The 18,455-nt window shown below is 39.0% G+C and carries 23 protein-coding genes; 7 read left to right on the top strand and 16 right to left on the bottom strand.

The genetic code is table 11. The features are described from left to right. Positions 1 to 230 precede the first annotated feature (230 nt). From tsaE to KV40_RS21095, 4 genes are all read right to left on the bottom strand, one after another. Positions 231 to 716, bottom strand: a complete 486-nt coding sequence (gene tsaE, locus KV40_RS21110) for a tRNA (adenosine(37)-N6)-threonylcarbamoyltransferase complex ATPase subunit type 1 TsaE (RefSeq protein ID WP_036485739.1) — start codon at positions 714 to 716, stop codon at positions 231 to 233. A 17-nt stretch (positions 717 to 733) separates the two neighbouring features. Beyond that, positions 734 to 1,312 (bottom strand): PD40 domain-containing protein, encoded by a 579-nt coding sequence (locus KV40_RS21105; protein ID WP_036485737.1) that lies wholly within the window; start codon positions 1,310 to 1,312, stop codon positions 734 to 736. Beyond that, positions 1,296 to 1,586, bottom strand: coding sequence for a response regulator transcription factor (locus KV40_RS21100; RefSeq protein WP_036485735.1), 291 nt, complete (start codon positions 1,584 to 1,586; stop codon positions 1,296 to 1,298). The genes KV40_RS21105 and KV40_RS21100 overlap by 17 nt, the downstream gene beginning before the upstream one ends. A 358-nt stretch (positions 1,587 to 1,944) precedes the next feature. Beyond that, on the bottom strand, positions 1,945 to 2,112 hold the full coding sequence (locus KV40_RS21095) for an NblA/ycf18 family protein (RefSeq protein ID WP_036485733.1): 168 nt from the start codon (positions 2,110 to 2,112) through the stop codon (positions 1,945 to 1,947). Positions 2,113 to 2,405: 293 nt separating this feature from the next. On the opposite strand from KV40_RS21095, the gene KV40_RS21090 reads away from it, so the two are divergent. Beyond that, entirely contained in the window at positions 2,406 to 2,999 is a 594-nt protein-coding gene (locus KV40_RS21090) for a phycobiliprotein lyase (protein ID WP_036485731.1), read from the top strand. 234 nt (positions 3,000 to 3,233) lie between these two features. Here KV40_RS21090 and KV40_RS21085 read toward each other — a convergent pair whose 3' ends face one another. The 9 genes from KV40_RS21085 to psb34 all read right to left on the bottom strand — a co-directional run bounded on the left by KV40_RS21085 (position 3,234) and on the right by psb34 (position 9,119). After that, positions 3,234 to 3,545: a YkvA family protein gene (locus KV40_RS21085; protein ID WP_036485729.1), complete on the bottom strand. Its 312-nt coding sequence runs from the start codon at positions 3,543 to 3,545 to the stop codon at positions 3,234 to 3,236. A 233-nt stretch (positions 3,546 to 3,778) separates the two neighbouring features. Then, the gene (locus KV40_RS21080) at positions 3,779 to 4,462 is read right to left on the bottom strand and encodes a hypothetical protein (protein WP_036485727.1); all 684 of its coding nucleotides are present in this window, start codon (positions 4,460 to 4,462) and stop codon (positions 3,779 to 3,781) included. Positions 4,463 to 4,630: 168 nt separating this feature from the next. Continuing rightward, positions 4,631 to 5,647 (bottom strand): alpha/beta fold hydrolase, encoded by a 1,017-nt coding sequence (locus tag KV40_RS21075; RefSeq protein WP_036485725.1) that lies wholly within the window; start codon positions 5,645 to 5,647, stop codon positions 4,631 to 4,633. A gap of 134 nt (positions 5,648 to 5,781) precedes the next feature. Then, positions 5,782 to 6,516 (bottom strand): hypothetical protein, encoded by a 735-nt coding sequence (locus KV40_RS21070; RefSeq protein WP_036485723.1) that lies wholly within the window; start codon positions 6,514 to 6,516, stop codon positions 5,782 to 5,784. After that, complete coding sequence (locus KV40_RS32375; RefSeq protein WP_052055804.1) at positions 6,461 to 7,111, bottom strand: hypothetical protein; 651 nt, start codon at positions 7,109 to 7,111, stop codon at positions 6,461 to 6,463. The genes KV40_RS21070 and KV40_RS32375 overlap by 56 nt, the downstream gene beginning before the upstream one ends. Positions 7,112 to 7,157: 46 nt before the next feature. Next, entirely contained in the window at positions 7,158 to 7,562 is a 405-nt protein-coding gene (locus KV40_RS21060; RefSeq protein WP_036485721.1) for a hypothetical protein, read from the bottom strand. Continuing rightward, entirely contained in the window at positions 7,559 to 8,176 is a 618-nt protein-coding gene (locus tag KV40_RS21055; RefSeq protein WP_036485719.1) for a nucleoside triphosphate pyrophosphatase, read from the bottom strand. The genes KV40_RS21060 and KV40_RS21055 overlap by 4 nt, the downstream gene beginning before the upstream one ends. A 38-nt stretch (positions 8,177 to 8,214) precedes the next feature. Beyond that, positions 8,215 to 8,772 carry a photosystem II reaction center PsbP gene (psbP, locus tag KV40_RS21050; RefSeq protein ID WP_036486023.1) on the bottom strand — a complete coding sequence of 186 codons (558 nt, stop codon included), beginning with the start codon at positions 8,770 to 8,772 and terminating at the stop codon, positions 8,215 to 8,217. Positions 8,773 to 8,939: 167 nt separating this feature from the next. Beyond that, a complete protein-coding gene (gene psb34 / locus KV40_RS21045) occupies positions 8,940 to 9,119 on the bottom strand; it encodes a photosystem II assembly protein Psb34 (RefSeq protein ID WP_036485717.1) in 180 nt (59 codons plus the stop codon). Positions 9,120 to 9,955: 836 nt separating this feature from the next. Here psb34 and KV40_RS21040 point away from each other — a divergent pair. After that, entirely contained in the window at positions 9,956 to 10,489 is a 534-nt protein-coding gene (locus KV40_RS21040; RefSeq protein ID WP_036485715.1) for a DUF421 domain-containing protein, read from the top strand. Between the two features lie 282 nt (positions 10,490 to 10,771). Here KV40_RS21040 and KV40_RS21035 read toward each other — a convergent pair whose 3' ends face one another. The 3 genes from KV40_RS21035 to KV40_RS21025 all read right to left on the bottom strand — a co-directional run bounded on the left by KV40_RS21035 (position 10,772) and on the right by KV40_RS21025 (position 13,635). Further along, the gene (locus tag KV40_RS21035; RefSeq protein ID WP_036485713.1) at positions 10,772 to 11,644 is read right to left on the bottom strand and encodes a flagellar motor protein; all 873 of its coding nucleotides are present in this window, start codon (positions 11,642 to 11,644) and stop codon (positions 10,772 to 10,774) included. Positions 11,645 to 11,712: 68 nt separating this feature from the next. Next, entirely contained in the window at positions 11,713 to 12,168 is a 456-nt protein-coding gene (locus tag KV40_RS21030; RefSeq protein ID WP_036485711.1) for a PPC domain-containing protein, read from the bottom strand. A gap of 204 nt (positions 12,169 to 12,372) precedes the next feature. After that, positions 12,373 to 13,635, bottom strand: coding sequence for a folylpolyglutamate synthase/dihydrofolate synthase family protein (locus tag KV40_RS21025; RefSeq protein ID WP_036485709.1), 1,263 nt, complete (start codon positions 13,633 to 13,635; stop codon positions 12,373 to 12,375). Positions 13,636 to 13,728: 93 nt separating this feature from the next. Here KV40_RS21025 and galE point away from each other — a divergent pair, with 93 nt between their 5' ends. The 5 genes from galE to KV40_RS21000 all read left to right on the top strand — a co-directional run bounded on the left by galE (position 13,729) and on the right by KV40_RS21000 (position 18,186). After that, a complete protein-coding gene (gene galE / locus KV40_RS21020) occupies positions 13,729 to 14,724 on the top strand; it encodes a UDP-glucose 4-epimerase GalE (protein WP_036485707.1) in 996 nt (331 codons plus the stop codon). 6 nt (positions 14,725 to 14,730) lie between these two features. Continuing rightward, entirely contained in the window at positions 14,731 to 15,423 is a 693-nt protein-coding gene (locus KV40_RS21015) for an urease accessory protein UreF (RefSeq protein WP_036485705.1), read from the top strand. 107 nt (positions 15,424 to 15,530) lie between these two features. Further along, complete coding sequence (locus KV40_RS21010; protein WP_036485703.1) at positions 15,531 to 15,851, top strand: hypothetical protein; 321 nt, start codon at positions 15,531 to 15,533, stop codon at positions 15,849 to 15,851. Between the two features lie 13 nt (positions 15,852 to 15,864). After that, the gene (locus KV40_RS21005) at positions 15,865 to 16,404 is read left to right on the top strand and encodes a GIY-YIG nuclease family protein (protein WP_036485701.1); all 540 of its coding nucleotides are present in this window, start codon (positions 15,865 to 15,867) and stop codon (positions 16,402 to 16,404) included. 57 nt (positions 16,405 to 16,461) lie between these two features. Continuing rightward, positions 16,462 to 18,186, top strand: a complete 1,725-nt coding sequence (locus KV40_RS21000) for a serine/threonine-protein kinase (protein WP_036485699.1) — start codon at positions 16,462 to 16,464, stop codon at positions 18,184 to 18,186. Positions 18,187 to 18,455 lie beyond the last annotated feature (269 nt).

Below are 18,455 nucleotides of genomic sequence, written 5' to 3'. Positions count from 1 at the left end.
CTCAAAGCTTGTGTGAAAGCAAAAGTCAGAAGGCGATCGGCTCGAGCGCGCGCAGAAGAGTTAAAGCCTAATTCAAACTTTCAATTTAATAGTATACTGTCGCTAGTACGCAACTTGTTAGTAGCCTAATTTTAGGCGCGTGGTTTGAATCGCACTCCTAAAAACTTACTTTGATTTTTACCTTTTAACTTTTAACTTTTAACTTTTAACTTTTCCAATCTTGTCTCAAGTTAAGCTCGATCATCTCTGGCAAAGTTGTTCTCAAAATCGAAATCTAATTTTTTTCCAATTGTTTGCCAAGTTATTTTTCGAGTAGACGTAGAATTAGCAACAAAACTCAATTTTAAATCTAAATAGTTAGGCGGCTCATAAGATAAACGCTGCCGCCATTCAATAGCGGTAATTCCAGGAGCGACTTCTATACCTTCCCAGTACATTTCAGGATGAAGAGCCGTAGTTTGATTCGGTGATAAACGGTATAAATCGAGATGATAGAGTGGCAAACGTCCATCTAAATATTCGTTAATTAAAGTAAAAGTCGGACTGACAACTGCCTCTTTTATATTTAATCCTTTAGCTATTCCTTGAATTAATGTAGTTTTACCAGCACCTAGCTCTCCTGACAATAAAATCGTACTGTCAGGAGGTAACGTTTTACCCAATAAGCAACCGAATTTTTGAGTTTCTGTAATGTCTTTAAGAATTATGGTTGGCATTGAAAATACTCGATTTTTTACTCTGGTGGCGAATTACTTTCAGTAGCAGGAGAATTAGAAGGTAAGGATAAACCTTGACTCAAGCCGCGGTCGTAAATTTGAATATCCCACTGTCCCGAATGCTCGCCCTCAAAAGCTACGAAACGACCATTACCGCTAATGGTAGGGTTGCGAACTTCACCGACAAAATTTTTGGTAATGTTTTTAGTATTGAGAGCGAGACGATCGTAAACAAAGATATCTGGTTTGCCTAACTGTTCCGATACGTAGACAATATAGCGACCATCAGCACTAATATCGGCTTGGGACTGCATACTACCCGATTGATTCAATCCTGCTAATGAGAGTAAACGATTGCGCTGGCGATCGTAAAGCAAGACTCGGCGTTGACTGCTGCGATCGCTAGTAAATACTAGGTAACGACCATCATAGGAAAAACGAGGGTGTCCTTCAGCGGCAGTAGTATTTAAAGTGGCATTCAAAATTTGAGTGGGAGGAGTAACATAACCAGATTCGCTACAGCTAGCAAGGGCAAAAGTAACTGCGATCGCCAGATATTTTCCCAATCTGCTTTTGAATTTACAATACCATTTCATTGTAATCCTGGGGTTTGCTGTCTTCGGGTAAATTACAGCAGTTAACATCATCGATACATACTTTACCCCATTGCAAAGCCCACCTTACTAACTCTACGCGGTTATCGGTATTGGTTTTTTTTAAAATATTGCTGATGTGGTTGTCAACGGTTCTTTTACTAATATCTAAGCGAACGGCAATTTTCTGATTACTCAAGCCAGCAACCACTAGTTCTACGATTTCTAGCTCTCGCGTCGATAATAACGCTGCCTGACTAAACTTGCTAGTTTCCATGAGTATATTTTCCCCTAGTACATTTACTTATTACTCCATTTATTCTAAAAGATAAAAATTTTATCTTTTAACTTACTAAGGATAAACTCAACTAATCTTTAACATAAGCCAGACAAGAGCGAAATTACTATACGCCTCTTTTGATAAGTGAATTAAACGTTTTCAGTTAACAACAGTATTTCGATCTAGTAACTAGCAGGCAAAAATTTTTAACTTTTAGCGGCTTTTTCGTTCCCCAAAAAAAAAAGCCGCTCGGTAATTTTGTTGAGACAGTTAATTCGTCTTACTTCGAGCGAAGCGAACGCGCAGTTTACACAATCGCTATATATATCGGTCGGATTTAAAAGAGCACGCGGTTTTAGGCATTTTTGATCAAATGCTTGACTAAATTATCTTTAACCATCATTTGACGAAACATCTCCATTAGATATTCTTGAGCTTGTTCTTTGGATAAATCTTGTACTTGTTCGTGCAAAACTTTTAGTTTGAACTGTTGCTCCAGGCTTAGTTGTCCAGATCCATTCATGTTGTTCACTCCTTTCAAGTTTCAAAATAAAGCAACCAAAACATCAATGTTTGAGTTACCCCGTTTCTATTTTTAAACAATCTAGCACTGAGATAATAATCTGTCTATGTTGTCAAGTAATAATTAATCTAAGTAATAAAACTTTACAAAGCGTTTATAAAAAAGCTTTAGTTTTGGTGTAATTTGATGCGGAAAATTCAGAAAAATAGAGTAAAAAATAGGCTCTATCGGGAGATATAGCAAAAATAATCGATATATTAATAATAGAACCGATAACACTAACTTATAGCTAAATGAAACCTATAAAAGACGCTAAAGAATTTTTTCAGCATAGTGCTGGAAACTGGCATTCCCAAAGAACGACTCATCACTTACCTTTTAGAAGAGCAGAAAGCGGAGATTCGGACATTCAGGTAGAATTTTTGGCTGCCGATAATCCTAAGATTGCAGAAATTTGTCAAATTCACGATTTCGATCCTCAAAGCGCGATTGGCGGTGCATTTGTAAGCTGGGATGGCTCAATGGCGTGGGATCGCGAGAACGAAAACCATCAGGGAACGACAGTATTTGCTCTAATTCCAGATAAAGACAATCCTAGAAAAGGCAAGCTTTTACGAGAAAGAGGCTATGCCGAAATTGTCCCCGTAGCTGGAGAGTATGAAATGGACGCAGAAGATGCGCTGGTTTTAGTTACCGAATACGAAACCATGAGTATTATCGAGCGGTTTTGGTTCGTCAATCCCAATTTGCGTCTGCGTAGCAGTACGGTTAAAAGATTTGGGGGATTTAACACTGCTACTTTTTGCGCTGAATTTCGTGTAAATGATGAAGCTGAGGACAATCTCAATGACACTAACGCAACTCAGTTTGCTGTTTCTGGTTGGTAGTCTTCGGTCTATCGAGCGATAAGAAGCTTATAAATTAGGAATATGGGAAATTAGGGAATTTAGAGTATCTTTTTTCTATTTCCCCTACCCAGAATATTTTTTATTTTTATAATTCCTAAAGCCTATAAATCAACAAAAAAAGTCTTCTCAAGAAGACCTGCAATGTTAAAACGTTCTAGTTTTGTTCGATCTAAGCGATCGCTTAAATTACAATTAATAAAAATAAGCGTAATTTTAATTGCTAGATACCGTTCCAGTTTCCACTGCTTCTACATCAACGGTTTTTCTAGCTGTAGTTGCAGATTCACTAGAGTTTTGGTCTTGTTGAGGTTTGTAGCGATTTAATATAACTTCCGATAGTTCTTTTACCAGTAAGCTAACCAGCATAAAGTCATCTATTTGTCCTGCAATAGGTAGAAAATCTGGAGAAATGTCTAGAGGACTAATTAAGTAGACTATTGTACCAATAATTACCCACCAGCGATACTTTGGGTGACGTATAGCGTTACGATACCATTTGTAAAGAGAAGTCAGAGAAAAGTTCATGGTTGAATAGTTTGCTCGATTTATGACTAACTGCTTTAATCTTGGCAAATTAAAGACTAAATCTAGTATGCGGATAACCTCATCTATGTACTTCGGTAACTACTCTGTTGTTGAGCTTGCTAGATCAAAAGTTAGTTACAGTTTTTATTAATGAGCGCACGGTCGTTTAACATCAAACAGGTCTTAAATTAATAATGAATAATTTTTACCAATCGCTGATATTTGCTCACTGCTCATTGCTCATTGTTGTTAATTATGTTTAATAGCTCGATGCCAATTTTTTTAGTTAGTAAACCTTGGGCAAAAAAACCTTCCGCTAACTGATATAGAATCCAAGCAGATAGTTTGTGTTTGTAGATAAAGTTGGCGATCGCCAGTAATAAAACCGCACCAAAGACAGTTAAGATTATGTCAAAAGAGTTAGTTATAGGCAAGAACAAAATTAGCAGCAACACAAAAACTATAACCAAAAAAAATATAGCTGGTAATAGATATTTAGAATAACTTGTTGATTTTAATTTAAGACTAACTAGTATCTGTGAAATCAGCCAATGATGAGTACTAATTATATAAGAAAATAATTGAGAATCTACAATTATTATTTTTTCTATTTCTTGATATATTTTGCCATCTCTTAAAATAGAAGTTTTGATTGTATAATCAGCTTTTGTATTTTGATATTTAGTAATAAAAATTAAAGGCGATCGCTTATATTTATATTCGACTAAAGCATAATAACGTAGTTTGGTTATAGTTTTATCAGAAAAACAAATATTACAATTGTTTTCTTTAGCGTTAATAATTGCTTTTAGCTTATCGCCATTGAGATCGAAACGAACTCGATAGATAATAGTTTTTTCGTAATTGAGTTTGCGTTCGTCAATATGAATCAAAGAGTCAGAATGTATTCGAGCCACAGAATATGTTTACATTCAGAAAATATTTATATCGGTCAGAGCTTTTTGCATTACATCAACAAATTATACTCCAACCGTTAATTAAAGTATAAACAAACAGCAATAATATTTTAATAATCAAAGATCGAAGAAAATATTATTGGTTTAATTTTACCTTTAGCTCAATAATTATACTTTGCTATCGAGCAATTCTTTAATATGGCGATCGATAAACTGAGTGTCCACAGGATTAATGCCACCTCCTGCAAAATGACCCCAAACTGAAGGAATAACTATAAATTCAGCATTGGGCATATATTCTACTTCATACTCATTATCTTCTGGAGGAAAATAAAGATCTGTCTCTCCTGGCATGACAATTGCTTTAGCTTTAATAGCAGTTAATGCCTTTTCAAAATTACCGTCAAACCCTGGCGTATTGCCTATGTTTCCATTTTGCCAAGTCCATAGCATTGCCAGTAAGTTGTTAGCATCTTTACGCAGAAAAAAACCTTCCCAGAAAGCGACTAAGAAATCTTCTAGTGAAGAATAGCCTTGCTGAAGATATAGTCGTTCGCGGTAGAAAGCCTGAGATAGTCCCCAACCCGCATATACTCGACCAACAGCTCTGAGTCCTTTATTTGGCTGTTCTTTATACCATCCTCCTTGCCAGGCTTCATCTGTTTGAATGGCAACTTTTACTCCTTCTAAAAACACGATATTGTGCAGGCTGGTTTTAGCAGAGCCACAAAAAGGAAAAATTCGCTCGACCATTTCTGGATAGCTGACTCCCCATTGATAAGTTTGACCCGCTCCCATCGACCAGCCAATAACCAAAGCAATTTTTTCGATGCCGAACTTTTCCGTAATCAATCGATGTTGTACGGCAACGTTATCGTAAAAAGTTACGTGAGGAAATCTAGCCTGGTTGTATGGAGGAGGAGTATTACTTGGCGAAGAAGACAAACCATTACCAAACATATTAGGAATGATAATAAAATATTTTTGCGGATCGAGTGCCATTCCCTCACCAATGAGCCATTCGTTGTCGTAGTGCTGTCCTGAATACCAGGTTGGATAAACAATAACATTACTTTTATCGGCGTTGAGCGTACCATAGGTTTTGTAAGCGAGTTTGGCATCTCTTAAAGTTGCACCCGACTGGAGCGTAACATCTCCCAAATCGAAAATTTTACAATCAATCATTTGCTTTCTGCTCCTATAAATATCTGTTTGTGGTTTTTCGTTATTAATATTTAGGAGAGATTGCTAAATTTATTTCTGTAAATTTTGTTTTATTTACACTATTCAATTATTCGAGCAACTATCTGTAGAGTTTTCTAACGGCAAAGACTAGCAATAAAGATTAATAATTCGCGCCATTGTTGTTGTCCTGCCATAACTGACTGCTGGTGTAGTTCGAGTAGATTTTCACGATCGCTCGCTGCAAAAATTGCTTTATCGTAACGGTTGACGATTTCACCATTTAATTGAATTAAGGTTCGTGCATAAACGGTGTTGACGATTTCGCCTGATGAAGAATTGTCTTTTAAAAAGCGATCGCGACGCTCTAAATTGAGTTTTGCCTGGTATAGTTGACCCAAGGTCTGGAGAAAACTGCGATCTTTTAACAAACGATTGGTTTTAGTAATCAACAGGGGATTTGGTAGTTTGCTGGGGATATTTTCCCAGTCTCTAACATTTTTACTGGTTAGTTGAGTTAGGTATTGTTTAACTTCTCTGACTGCGGCACGATTGTATAGTCGCGAAGCAGGATCGACTAGTAACAGTGCATAAGCTAATTCTAACTCTCTGCGAAGTTCTAAAAAGCGATCGTATAATGACAAATGAGTTGCCGTACTTGCTAAAGTGAAACGAGAAATTTCATAAATGTCTCGATATGCCTGCCAGGGAACAAACACCTCGTCGCCACTAATTTCATCTACTATCGCCGTACTTATTTCTACTGAAGACAAATTAGCCAGCAAAGAAGCAATCGCCGATGGCTGTAGAGATTTATTATTGCCAATTTTCAGGATTTTCTTTAGTTTCTTGGCGATCGCTGTTTGCTTCATCTTCTAGCCAATCTCCCCAATCTTCATCCTCTAATTTAGCTGGTCTGGTTTCATCTATAACCGCCTCTTCGGGATCTATGTCAGCTAAAGATAACATATCGTCTACCACCGACTCCACTTCGTCATATTCAGAGATGATGCTATTGGTTTGAGCTTCAGTAATTTCTGAAACTGCTGTTTCTGGTTGTTCGATATTACTATCTTCGTTGGCAGGAGATGCTGCTAAATTTCGCTCGTTTGTTGGCAGTGATTGTTGTTGAAAAGCTGCTAGAGAATGCAACATTTTTTGCACTGTTGCCAAATTTTCTTGAATAGTATTACCAGCGCGTTTTACCTCATCAAAATGAACTCGCTCGATTTCTGGATGTCGTTCGCTTATCTGCCGTTCTCCAATAACGTTGTTAATTTCTCCCGTTACTAAATTTATCTGAGTGTACAAACTGCGATCGATTTCAATTTTTTCTTCACCCGTAGGCGTTTCGGGAGAAGCAATCCAGGTAGTTATACGTAGTTCTGGTGCTTGACTTATAGCTAGTAACAAGGCTTCAGAAAGTTTACCTGCTTTTATGGCTCGTTTAAAATCTTCCCGTGTCATTAGATATTTTTGGTAAACAGCGATCGATAAATAAATTGCAACTGGTTTATTCAGCAGACGATAGCGAGTTTATAGTATCTTGTGGCGATCGCGCTGAAGATGCAGTCAAAGTATTACTACAAATAGCCAACATTGCCTGCAAAGTTTCAAGATTGGCGATTAAAAATTCTCTTCCCTGCTGTACCTGTTCCAAATGAAGCTTTTGTAGTACGCTATAAGCAGGATTTTTGATAAACTCGCTGCCAATTTCGTTTTCTACTTCGCCATTGACAATATCGATCCGCGTTTGCCAACGATAACCAGACCGAGATTCATGCAGTGAATTTGGGTTAGTACTACTAGCTACCCAGGTAGTAACTTTTAACTCCATCGCTTCACTCATTGCTAAAGTTAGAGCTTCGTTAATTTCTCCAGCAGCAAGCTTGGCTCGAAACTGTTCGATTGCCGTCATAAAGTTGCCTCATTTGTCGGTTGTACCCAAAAGCTGGTGATATTGTAGCCCAACTCTTCGAGCATCTGTTGTAGTAATGGCAAACTTAAACCAATTACATTGCTATGACAACCCTCAATTTTGCTAACAAATAAACCCCCTTTCCCTTCAAGGGCAAAACTACCAGCGCATTTTAAAGGTTCGCCAGTCGCTACATAATTGGCAATAGTGCGATCGCTAATATTGGCAAAATAAACTTTAGTCACGCCACAGCGCATTAACTGTTGCTGCTGTTGGAGGTCTATTAGTACGTGACCTGTATATAAAATTCCGATGTTGCCTCGCATTTGCTGCCAACGGGTAATAGCAACCTGGGATGATTCTGGTTTGCCATAGATTTGACCATCGACCGTTAAAACCGAATCGCAACCCAAAATTAACCCGTCTGTAAATCGCTCTTTGACTGACTCTGCTTTTGATTTTGCTAGAGTTTGCACTAGTTCGGCAGCATCGGACAATTCTATTTTCGATTCGTCAAAGTTACTAGGACAAACAACGGGATCGATTCCTACCATTTGTAGTAGCTTGCGCCGAGCGGGAGAAGCTGAAGCTAAAATAAAATCTGGTAAGCTCATTACGATAGACTTAATTTAAGTTTTAAATTTTTTTGTTGCTATCGGACGCTAAAAGATTTGGCAGCTATTTCAAAAGAATCTTTAACCTTATCCCAACGCTCTTCGGGAGTAGAAAGATTAAAAGTAAACAGTTTGCCACGGCTGACTGCTACGCTAGCTATGTTATGTCTTGAAGACTGGTCGGGTAAATCTACTTCGTATTCTAATAAGTAATAAGTTTTATCCGTACCCTCTCGCGATTCTGCCCTGATAAATTCCGCTTCTCGCTCTGAGTTGGGGTTGTCATTGATTAGTTTGAGAAAACGATAGCCTACATCTGTAGGACTACCTAAATCTTTTAGACTTTTATCTTCGGGAACGCTACTAACAATTACGCTAAGGTTTTCAGTTCTCTCTACCAAGTCGCGAAATACCACATCTACTCCTTCACCTTCTGAATTTTTCGGTATATTAACGGCAATCCAACCATTTGGATAGAGAAATTCATATCCTTTTGCCGTGTTAACATAACTCTGAAGTCCGCTCACTCCCGTTGCACAGCTTGTCAGAAGGAGAGCGATCGCCATTACCAAACTAGCAACTATTGATTTAAACATCTCGAACACTGTTTTTAAAGTTGATTTTTGCTGTTTTATTGTCTCACGAGACAACGAAGAGATAACAGAGTTTTGGTTTTTCTGCTTCAACCACATAAAATTACCCCGTGCTAACATACAGTTCAACACGGGGGGAAAGTTATAAATAACTGTTATCGTTTTGCGATTTAGCCTGCACTGGAGGCATAAAAAGCAACTGCTAAAATACCGCTAACAAATAAAAACGCTATTACGCCAAAAATAAGGTAGTTGCGCTTTTCATTTTTAGTTGGTTCTTCAGCCTGATACATTTTGGGTTCTCTGGCGTAGTTATTTAGTCTTCCCCCGTCTTCCCTAGTATACGGCATAATTTTAAATCCTCTTTTTTGATAAACCTTAATAAATATTAGTATTATTTAGTTTATTTGCACAAGAAACTTTACAAACAAGATTATTTAGCAATAGTTAGCGATTAACAAAGCCAGCACGCTCTGCACGATAAGTCCGAAGGAGAGGGCGCGTCTGGCGTGCACAGGTCGCCCGTCATCCGCTTCGCGCTCGCCAAAGCAGAAAATACCAAAACCAGTTTTAAAATCAATTCAACAACGTTCGTAATTGAAACGAGCTAATCTACTCGTTTACCAAAACAGCAGCTACTTTCTCTAAAGTATCGAATTTTTTTTAATCCTAATTTGCAAGATACAAGAGGTAAAAAGACTAAACTTCAGCCTTTTCTTTTTTTTTCATTTCCTTGTTGCCCAACCTCAATTAAATCTTAATTTTTGCATCGAACTTACGTATTTTATAATTTCGATTGCCACAATTTGATAATGTCTGACCGTCGGTCAATATAACCAGACCTAAGATAGATAAATTACTTAAAAAAATATTTAAGTATTAAACATAGCTTGCAAAAAAAAATAAAGTTTACTTTAAAAAGCTACGTACTCCTTAAAAGCTAACAAGCTGTAAATTTTAATATAAATATATTTACAGCAGTTTTCACATCAATTTGGTACAAATTAACTTAAATTATAATCATTGAAACACACAGAGCCTAATGCCAAATTTGCCGAGGTGCGTCATACGCAATTGAATAGTGCTGTATATTGCTTAAAATACACAAACCAAATTAAAATAACTAAAAAAATAAAAGTTTTGTAGTGTCAAAGATTTATTAATAAACAATAAATTTAAATAAATTATGTTTTCTCCGTTTAATCCGTTTCTCAACACAATTATTTTAGGAACTATTGCCTATATTGCCATAATTTTTATTCTGCGCTTATCTGGCAAACGCACCCTATCAAAATGGAACTCTTTTGACTTCGTAGTTACTATTGCTTTTGGTTCGATACTGGCAAGTATTTTGTTAACGACTAAGAATACCTTTGGTAAGGGAATACTTGGTTTTGCAATGTTAGTACTGTTTCAATATATTATTACCTGGATTTCGGTGCGTTCTTCCTGGGTGCAGAAATTAATTAAATCCGAACCATCATTGTTACTCTATCGAGGAAAACTAAAACATGATGTACTCAAAAAACAACGTGTAGCCGAAGGTGAAGTCTTAGCTGCATTGCGTGCTAACGGCATTGGTGCGATCGAAGATGCGGACGCGGTTGTATTAGAAACTGACGGTAGCTTCAGCGTAATTAAAGATTTAAACAACAGCACTGCTTCAGCACTTAAAGATGTTAGACAATTCGATCGCAATAMAATGAGCAATGAGCAATGAGCAGTTACCAATTAACACTCATTATTGTTTTTATTGTCAATTGTAGTGATTAGTTGTTAGTAGGATTAAAGCTAATTCAATTTAAATACGAAAGCAGCATAGCTGACTGCCTGACATAAGTGCCTCAAAGCTTTGCCCTATATAGATTTTACTTTTTCTGGAAAAATTGTATTTTCGGATAATGCGATCGCTTGAAAGCATTGATTTATAGTACTAGTAAAATTGTATTTCTACGAAAAATATAAGTTTGACAAAGATGTGTCAGGCAGTCAGGCAGCATAGTTACTGTTGCCTGACGGTTTCTGCTCTACCCAAAGGAGAAAAACGTATTTCGATTCGCCTACGGCTGGGATTGGGTTCGCGACTTGAGTCGGCAAAATCTCCTGATGGGAAGAGTAGCTGTGCGGCAGAATAGGCGCGAAATTCTACTCCTTCTAATCGTCCCGTTTCTCTTTGAACTGCCTTTAGTTGTTTGACTACTTCTAACGCTCTCATTAATCCTAAATCGGCATTAGAACCAGGATTGAGACTGCTTACTTGCTTTTGACCGTTAGCAACTGCTTCTAATTCTCGATCTAAATTACTAGAGCCTACGGCATTAACTTGTCCATCAGTATGCCCGATTATTTCTACCACGTAAAGGTTCCTTTGCTTGCTGATTTGTTCGATGCGATCGACCAAATCGGAAATAATATAGTCTTGTAACTCTGATGGCAATTCCGCACTTCCAGAATTGAACTGATATTCTCCAGAGTCTTGGATCACAACCACAGGCGGTGCAGATGTCAATCGTGAGATTTTAGATTCCAAACTCTCTATTTCGGCTTCGCGGTTTTCGATGCGACTGTTACTTTTGTTCAACAAAGTTTTCAGTCGTGCAGAGCCTCTTTGTAATTGTCTTATTTCGTCGGTACTTTCTCCCAATTCGTTTTCTAAAGCAGCAATTTCTCTTTGCAAGAGTCTAACTCGCCGTTCGGTTTCGCTAAGACTGACTGCGGTTTCATCAGCAGTATATTTGAGAAACAAAGATTTAAACAGGGCTAATAATAAAAATAGGCTAATAATTAAGAAAGCATTAGCCATTAAGTCGGTAAAAGACTGCCAAACATTGAGAGTTTCTGTAGAGTCGTAGTCGCGTAGCGATCGCTTTCTCATAGTTGATTATATTGTCAAAAAAATTATCGATCTAAATATTATTAGGAATGCCAGGGTTAAAATTATTGTCATTTTGATGCGGGTTTTAAGCGAGTTAACTTGAGGGTAAACTTGCCCCCACTAGTATCTCCAAAAGCTCGTACGCGAACGATATACTTTCCCGTTTCGGTAATTCTGGAAAAAAGTAGCGAATTAGTAGTACCGTCTGGTCCATCATCGTTTTCAGCCACTTTCGAGCCGTCAGCACCAATTAAGACCACCATCGTATCAAAATTGTCTGAAGTAAGATCGATGGCTATTTGATCGCCGTTTTGTAGTCTAACAAAATAGTCGCGAGCAAACCCCCCTTCTCCTGTGGGAATATCTTCCTCGGTCAAATTGTCAGATATAGTTTGTTCCGAACTAATGCCAACAGGACTATATAGTTTTGGTTCGGCTTTAGCTGGTGCTGTAAATAGGGCGATCGCACCTAATAGAGTTCCGACTAAAAAAGTGGGAGAACCACAAGCTAACCAGTTAGTCATACTAAAAAAAATACTAAAATATTAATTGCGGTTGCGACTGTTTGATGACCTCTATTATATATAGATCTCAAAGCTTAAAGCTGGTTAATAAGTAGGTATACAGAATTAAATACAAAATAATTAAGAGTTAGCAAATCACTCAAAATCTTTGTTACTCCTATCTCCTGTTTCCTATCCTTCACATTTAACTTTAATTTAGTCCCTCTACTTAACATCATTTTGCTTGCCTAAGAAGTGACCTACTAAATACAGAGAACCGCACAGCACTACTAAAACATTACTATTATTTTGCCAAACGGCATCTAAGGCATAGAACACTCCAGCATAAGTTTTACAACTACTAAGTTGAGGACAAACTTGCCCTGCCAAAGCTGCTAAATCTTGAGGGTTGGCACTACTATGGTCGGGAACTGGAACCAGATGCAGTTCGTCTTGGGGTTTGAGCAAAATCTCCAAGATATCTTGATGATCTTTAGTAGACAGCATACCCATGACCCAAATTACGGGTTTATTAAAAGTATCTATGTATTTACGTAAAGCGATCGCCGCTTCTGGATTGTGTGCGCCGTCAATTAGCAACGGGCGATCGTGGTAAGTCGTCCATTGCAGTCTGCCTTGCCAGCGAGTTTTTCGCATTCCTGTTTGAATTGCCAGTTTGGAAATACTCCAACCCTGATGCTGTAAAACTTTAATAGTAGCGATCGCTATAGCTGAATTATTTAACTGTACTTCTCCTAGTAAAGGCAGAGGATATTCAAGATCTTCGTACTTTGCCCAGCGAGAGCTAGCAAACTTTAATTCTGTGGCGGGTTCTACCCAAACTGCGGGACAATTTAGTTCGGCAATTCTGGCGGCAACTACGGTTTTGGCTGCGGTAGGTAGTCTACCTATTACCGCAGGACAGTTAGCTTTTAAGATACCTGCTTTTTCTCTGGCAATATCGGCTACAGTAGGACCCAACCGCTGCCAGTGTTCTTTACTAATTGAGGTAATAACACTGACTAAAGAGCGATCGCCAGTATTAGTAGCATCCAATCGACCTCCCAACCCCACCTCCATAATTGCTATATCTACTTGTGTCCTGGCAAAATAAAGCCAGGCTGCTGCGGTAATGACCTCGAACTGCGTGGGACTTTCAGTATCTGGAGCAATTGCGGCTCGTACATCTTGTAAGATAGCAACTAAATCCCCTTGGCTAATCTTATTTTCGTTAAGATAGATTCTTTCTGTCCAATCAACAAGATGCGGCGATGTATAGCGTCCGACTCGAAAACCTGCCTCGGTCAAAATTGAAGATAAATAAGCGCATACCGAACCTTTGCCATTTGTTCCGCCAACGTGAATAATAGGAACTTGGCGTTCGGGATTTTCCAAGTTAGCTAATAATTTTTCAATTCGTTTTAACCCCAAATGCACTCCAAAACGCTGAAAGGGTTGGAGCAAAGATTGAACTTCGTCTTGTGTCATATTGAGTCAGTTTAAAAAATAAGAACAATATATAAAAAGCAATGTCAAACACCTTCAACGTTGAGTGCTGACGAACGAAATAAAATATAAAACATGGGCAAAATTTTAGTTACTGGTGGCGCGGGATATATAGGTTCTCATACAGTCAAAAAATTGGGAGAAGCTGGTTACGATATCGTAGTATACGATAATCTCTCTACAGGTTCGCCATCGGCGGTATTATATGGAGAATTAGTTACAGGAGAACTTAAAGACACTAGGTCGTTAACCAGAGTGTTTGCTAAATATCGCTTTGACGCAGTGCTGCATTTTGCTGCCAATATTTCCGTTCCCCAATCAATCAGACAGCCTCTCGCTTACTATGCTAATAATACCTGTAACGTAGTCAATTTGTTGCGCTGCTGTCAGCAATTTGAAGTCAACAAGCTAGTTTTTTCTAGTACGGCAGCAGTGTATGGCGAAACTCAAGAATATCCCGTTACCGAATTGTTTCCGACAGTACCAGTAAATCCCTACGGACGCTCCAAACTAATGAGCGAAACTATTATTAGAGACTATGCCCGAACTTCAAGCTTGAAATATGTAATTTTGCGTTATTTCAACGTTGCAGGAGCTGATAGCTCTGGCAAAATCGGACAGTCTAATAATGCCTCTCATTTAATTAAAATAGCTTGTGATGCTGCTTTGGGTGTTCGTCCTTCTGTTTGTATTTTTGGTACCGATTATCCGACTCCAGACGGTACGGGTATTCGTGACTATATTCATGTAGAAGATTTAGCCAACGCTCATGTTAACGCTTTGGCATATTTGGAAACGGCAACAGATAGCCAGATTTTCAACTGCGGTTATGGTAGGGGTTATAGCGTGCGTGAAGTTTTAGCGAAAGTTAGAGAAGTTTCAGGAAGAGATTTTGCGATCGCCGAAACAACTAGAAGACTTGGAGATCCTGCCTGTGTAGTGGCAGCCGCAGATAAAATTCGTCGGATTTTAGGTTGGCAACCTCGTTATGATAGTTTGGAGCAAATTATTAGCAGTGCTTTAGCATGGGAAAAAAAGCAGCTTATGGTTGAAGGTAAACGCGACTCGTAAGTAGAAATGAATAAAATTAACCGCCAGCTTGCTTTGATGCAGTTATCCGATTCGTTTTTTCCTTCTGGTTCCTATACTCTTTCTCATGGTTTGGAATCATTAGTGCAAAACGGCTTAGTAACTACAGCAGAAGATGTCAAACAGTTTTTAGACATACTATTGCACAATAAGATTGGCACTTGCGATTTAGTGGCGTTAATTCACGCCTACCGAGGTATTCTAAGCAATAACCTGGAAGCCATAAAAACGGCAGACAGGGAATTATTTACCCGAACCCTAATTCAGACTAATCGCGAGGCTCAAATTAAAAGCGGACGCGCTTTACTAATGGTTGCAAGCTCTACCTGGCAAGACGTGTGGTTAGAAAGCTTAAAACAACTTACGGCTACCAAGCAGATTTACTGTTTGCAGCCAACTGTTTTTGCTGTAGTTAGTAGGGTAGCAGGTTTGACCGAGTCAGAAGCCGCGATCGCGTTTCTGCATAGTTTGACTACTGGTTTGCTGGGCGCGGCAATTCGTTTGGGCGCGATCGGACACATTAACTCGCAACAAATCTTGACTTCTCTATCGGAGGCGATCGCAACTGTGTATCTAAAGGCAAAGTCTATGACCATAAACGAGATGAGTTCCTGTACGCCACAAATAGATTTAGCTCAAATGCAGCAGCAGAAACTAAGAATGAGACTATTTGCCAACTAAATAACCACCGAAAACTGTTGTCAATATAAGAAAGTTAACACTCGGTAATTAACTAAGTGATGTCTGCTACGATCGCATCAGTCCTTTGTTATGGCAAATAGTAAAATATGGCTTTGAAAATTGTCCAAAATTACGATACCAGCTTTACTCTCCAGCCCGAAGCTAAAAATATTTTGTTTGGTTTATTAACTAATGAAACGTTTGTCAACCAGATTACTCAAAGTCTTAAAGAGAATAAATTAGAGTTTATTAACCAATTATTTCAACCCGTACCCTACAGTCAGAAAACACCTAAAGGTATGCCCGTAGAGTACGAAAGATATCACGCTTCAGATGATTACATAATCATCAACGTTCCTCCTACTTTTATGTTTCAAGCCAAAATTTTCAAACCCAATCGCCTCTGTGCCATCTATCGCAAAGTTTAACTGAGTATTTTTTATGACCGCACAAACAGCAGCTACATCGCTTTCTAGTCTGCAATATATCGAGTATTTAGATGATAATGGTTGCATTGACGAAGATTTTCAAAAAACCATTGGTGCCTATGCAATCTTCGATCGCCACAAACAACTTCAGTATGTCGGTTTTTCTCGCGACATCTATCTTAGTCTCAAACAGCATTTAGTACGTCAACCCCAAAATTGCTACTGGCTGAAAGTTAAGCCAATCGATCGCCTGAGCAGAAAAATTTTAGAAGAAACTACTGCCGCCTGGATTGCCGAAAATGGCGCAACTCCAGTGGGCAATGCCGAAGCCAAACATATTTGGACTGAGCCGATTGATGCCCAACCAAATATGACAGACGAGGAAAAGGCACAGTATCAACAAAGTAGCGAATTGGAACAGACTAAGATTTTAAAACGAGTAGCGAGACGAGTTGAAGCCGAAATAAAAAAGCGGTTGAGCGAACGTGGAGTTACAATGGATATTCGTTTTAATCCCAAACTCAAAGAGCGCGGATTACTCGATTTAAAATAACCTGTAGTCGTCGGCGATGGGACGTTACTTCCCAAAACTATTGCCATCTATAGCTGTATGAAAGTTGGACTTCTAAATAACCGCTATCGCATTTTAGAAACTCTCGGTAGAGGAGGGTTTGGCGAGACTTATCTGGCTGAGGATACCCACATGCCATCAAAAAGAAAGTGTGTCCTCAAGCAACTCAAGCCAGTGGTAAACCAGCCTCAAATTCCCCCCTGGATGAAGGAAAGATTTCAGCGTGAAGCAGCAATTTTAGAAGAATTAGGAGAGGGCAATTCGCAAATCCCCCAACTTTATGCTTATTTTTCCGAAGCCGACAAATTTTATCTAGTTCAAGAATGGATTGACGGACTTACTTTAGAGCAGTATTGGCAACAGGAAGGCAATTTACGTCCCGAAGAAGTCAGACAAATTTTGCTACAGCTTTTGCCCGTACTCGATTACGTACATAGTCGTCATATCATCCATCGAGATCTCAAACCAGAAAATATTATTCTTCAAGGAAAAACTCCTTTTCTCATTGATTTTGGAGCGGTAAAAGAAGCAATTGTTACTACGGTAGATCGCCACAGCAGTATTTATTCTGCCGCTATCGGTACTCCTGGCTATATGCCATCAGAACAAGCTGTAGGTCGCCCCGTTTACTCCAGCGATTTGTATGCATTGGGACTGACTGCCATTTTTTTGCTTACGGGTAAGTCTCCTCAAGATTTAGACAGCGATCCTCGTAATGGTGAAATTCTTTGGCAAGAACATGCCGAACGTGTAGATAAAGAGCTAGTTGCTATCATTAACCGCGCCATTCGTCTGCATCCTCGCGATCGCTTTTCTACCGCCAGAGAAATGCTAGCGGCATTGAGGTCTTCAGGAGCAACCGAACGAGTTACAGGGGCTACCCTCAGAGTCGCTCCCGCTCATACAGGTACTGTAGGTGTTGCTTCAGAAAACTACAGTCATACTGTAGGTATTGACGTGCCCGAGCGCAGAAAAACCCAACAGCGTAGCTGGTGGGCGGGTGTCCTATGGTTTGTGCTAATCGCCGTAGGCGTAGCAGTCGGTACATTTTCTGTAGGATTTTATGCCGTATCCAGCTTGTGGCGATCGCGTCCCGAACCGACATCAGCCGAATTAGAGAAACCAGACCCAGAAACCGAAACAATTCGATTTCCTCCTTTAGAAGATTTAGAAGCAAAAGTAAAAACCAGGCAGCCCAAAGCCAAAAGCAATCGGCGAGCGGAAGCACGAGAAACCGAACTAGAACCAGAATCAGAAACAGCAGCAGAAAACGAGACAGAAAAACCTGAAATTGCCAAACAAACCAAATCTCAACCGCCAGAGGTAGTAGTAAATTCTCAACCGAAACCAGAGATCGACGTTCCTATTTTGACTACGGGAACATCAGAAAGCCAATTAGTTAGTACTTTAGGAGAACCAACGTTTCAAGAGCAAGACCGTAGGGGACAAGAAGGCAGCCAAATCTTAGTCTATCGAGATATCGTTCCAGACCGAGTCAATCTTAGCTATCGTTCTGATAATAAAGGTAATATACATCAAACAGATATTGCTTTAGACCCAGAGCTAAGTTTGGGAGCAATGCAGGAAACTTTAGCCAAACTTTTAGGCGGTGAAGCACCTGCAGTAGTCAAAGATAAGCTTAGAAGCGTCTATTCACGCCAGACCGATTTAAGTTCCTTTACAGTGGGGAATCGTAGCGGACAGATCAGACGCGATTCTAAAAATCGGGTTAATATTTCAGTCTGGGAAACGGGAACTTGGTGAGTCAATAAGGCTTTGCTTTTGACGGCAGAAGGCAGAAGGATTTTTCTTCTAATTTATTCCTTTGGATTAAATTCCTAATTTCCCAAGTTCCAAAAAAATAAACGCCGATAAGTAAAAAACTTACTCTCGTGAGGTATTTCTGTCTCTACTAATCTTAACTATCCGATTACGATGCAATGCCTATTTTTTACAGCAATCGGTAATTAGTAGAATGCTGCTAGGTCGTGGTTTGAGTATGATAGTTGAAAATATTATAAAATTTATCAGCA

Source organism: Myxosarcina sp. GI1 (assembly GCF_000756305.1).
Lineage (GTDB): Bacteria > Cyanobacteriota > Cyanobacteriia > Cyanobacteriales > Xenococcaceae > Myxosarcina.
The sequence above is the reverse complement of the archived record's forward strand: the minus strand, read 5'-3'. Positions and strand labels throughout refer to the sequence as shown.

Coding starts and splice junctions, on each gene's coding strand:
- tsaE (WP_036485739.1), bottom strand. CDS start 716: ATGCCAACCATAATTCTTAAAGACATTACAGAAACTCAAAAATTCGGT.
- KV40_RS21105 (WP_036485737.1), bottom strand. CDS start 1,312: ATGAAATGGTATTGTAAATTCAAAAGCAGATTGGGAAAATATCTGGCG.
- KV40_RS21100 (WP_036485735.1), bottom strand. CDS start 1,586: ATGGAAACTAGCAAGTTTAGTCAGGCAGCGTTATTATCGACGCGAGAG.
- KV40_RS21095 (WP_036485733.1), bottom strand. CDS start 2,112: ATGAATGGATCTGGACAACTAAGCCTGGAGCAACAGTTCAAACTAAAA.
- KV40_RS21090 (WP_036485731.1), top strand. CDS start 2,406: ATGAAACCTATAAAAGACGCTAAAGAATTTTTTCAGCATAGTGCTGGA.
- KV40_RS21085 (WP_036485729.1), bottom strand. CDS start 3,545: ATGAACTTTTCTCTGACTTCTCTTTACAAATGGTATCGTAACGCTATA.
- KV40_RS21075 (WP_036485725.1), bottom strand. CDS start 5,647: ATGATTGATTGTAAAATTTTCGATTTGGGAGATGTTACGCTCCAGTCG.
- KV40_RS21070 (WP_036485723.1), bottom strand. CDS start 6,516: ATGAAGCAAACAGCGATCGCCAAGAAACTAAAGAAAATCCTGAAAATT.
- KV40_RS32375 (WP_052055804.1), bottom strand. CDS start 7,111: ATGACACGGGAAGATTTTAAACGAGCCATAAAAGCAGGTAAACTTTCT.
- KV40_RS21060 (WP_036485721.1), bottom strand. CDS start 7,562: ATGACGGCAATCGAACAGTTTCGAGCCAAGCTTGCTGCTGGAGAAATT.
- KV40_RS21055 (WP_036485719.1), bottom strand. CDS start 8,176: ATGAGCTTACCAGATTTTATTTTAGCTTCAGCTTCTCCCGCTCGGCGC.
- psbP (WP_036486023.1), bottom strand. CDS start 8,772: ATGTTTAAATCAATAGTTGCTAGTTTGGTAATGGCGATCGCTCTCCTT.
- psb34 (WP_036485717.1), bottom strand. CDS start 9,119: ATGCCGTATACTAGGGAAGACGGGGGAAGACTAAATAACTACGCCAGA.
- KV40_RS21035 (WP_036485713.1), bottom strand. CDS start 11,644: ATGAGAAAGCGATCGCTACGCGACTACGACTCTACAGAAACTCTCAAT.
- KV40_RS21030 (WP_036485711.1), bottom strand. CDS start 12,168: ATGACTAACTGGTTAGCTTGTGGTTCTCCCACTTTTTTAGTCGGAACT.
- KV40_RS21025 (WP_036485709.1), bottom strand. CDS start 13,635: ATGACACAAGACGAAGTTCAATCTTTGCTCCAACCCTTTCAGCGTTTT.
- galE (WP_036485707.1), top strand. CDS start 13,729: ATGGGCAAAATTTTAGTTACTGGTGGCGCGGGATATATAGGTTCTCAT.
- KV40_RS21015 (WP_036485705.1), top strand. CDS start 14,731: ATGAATAAAATTAACCGCCAGCTTGCTTTGATGCAGTTATCCGATTCG.
- KV40_RS21010 (WP_036485703.1), top strand. CDS start 15,531: ATGGCTTTGAAAATTGTCCAAAATTACGATACCAGCTTTACTCTCCAG.
- KV40_RS21005 (WP_036485701.1), top strand. CDS start 15,865: ATGACCGCACAAACAGCAGCTACATCGCTTTCTAGTCTGCAATATATC.
- KV40_RS21000 (WP_036485699.1), top strand. CDS start 16,462: ATGAAAGTTGGACTTCTAAATAACCGCTATCGCATTTTAGAAACTCTC.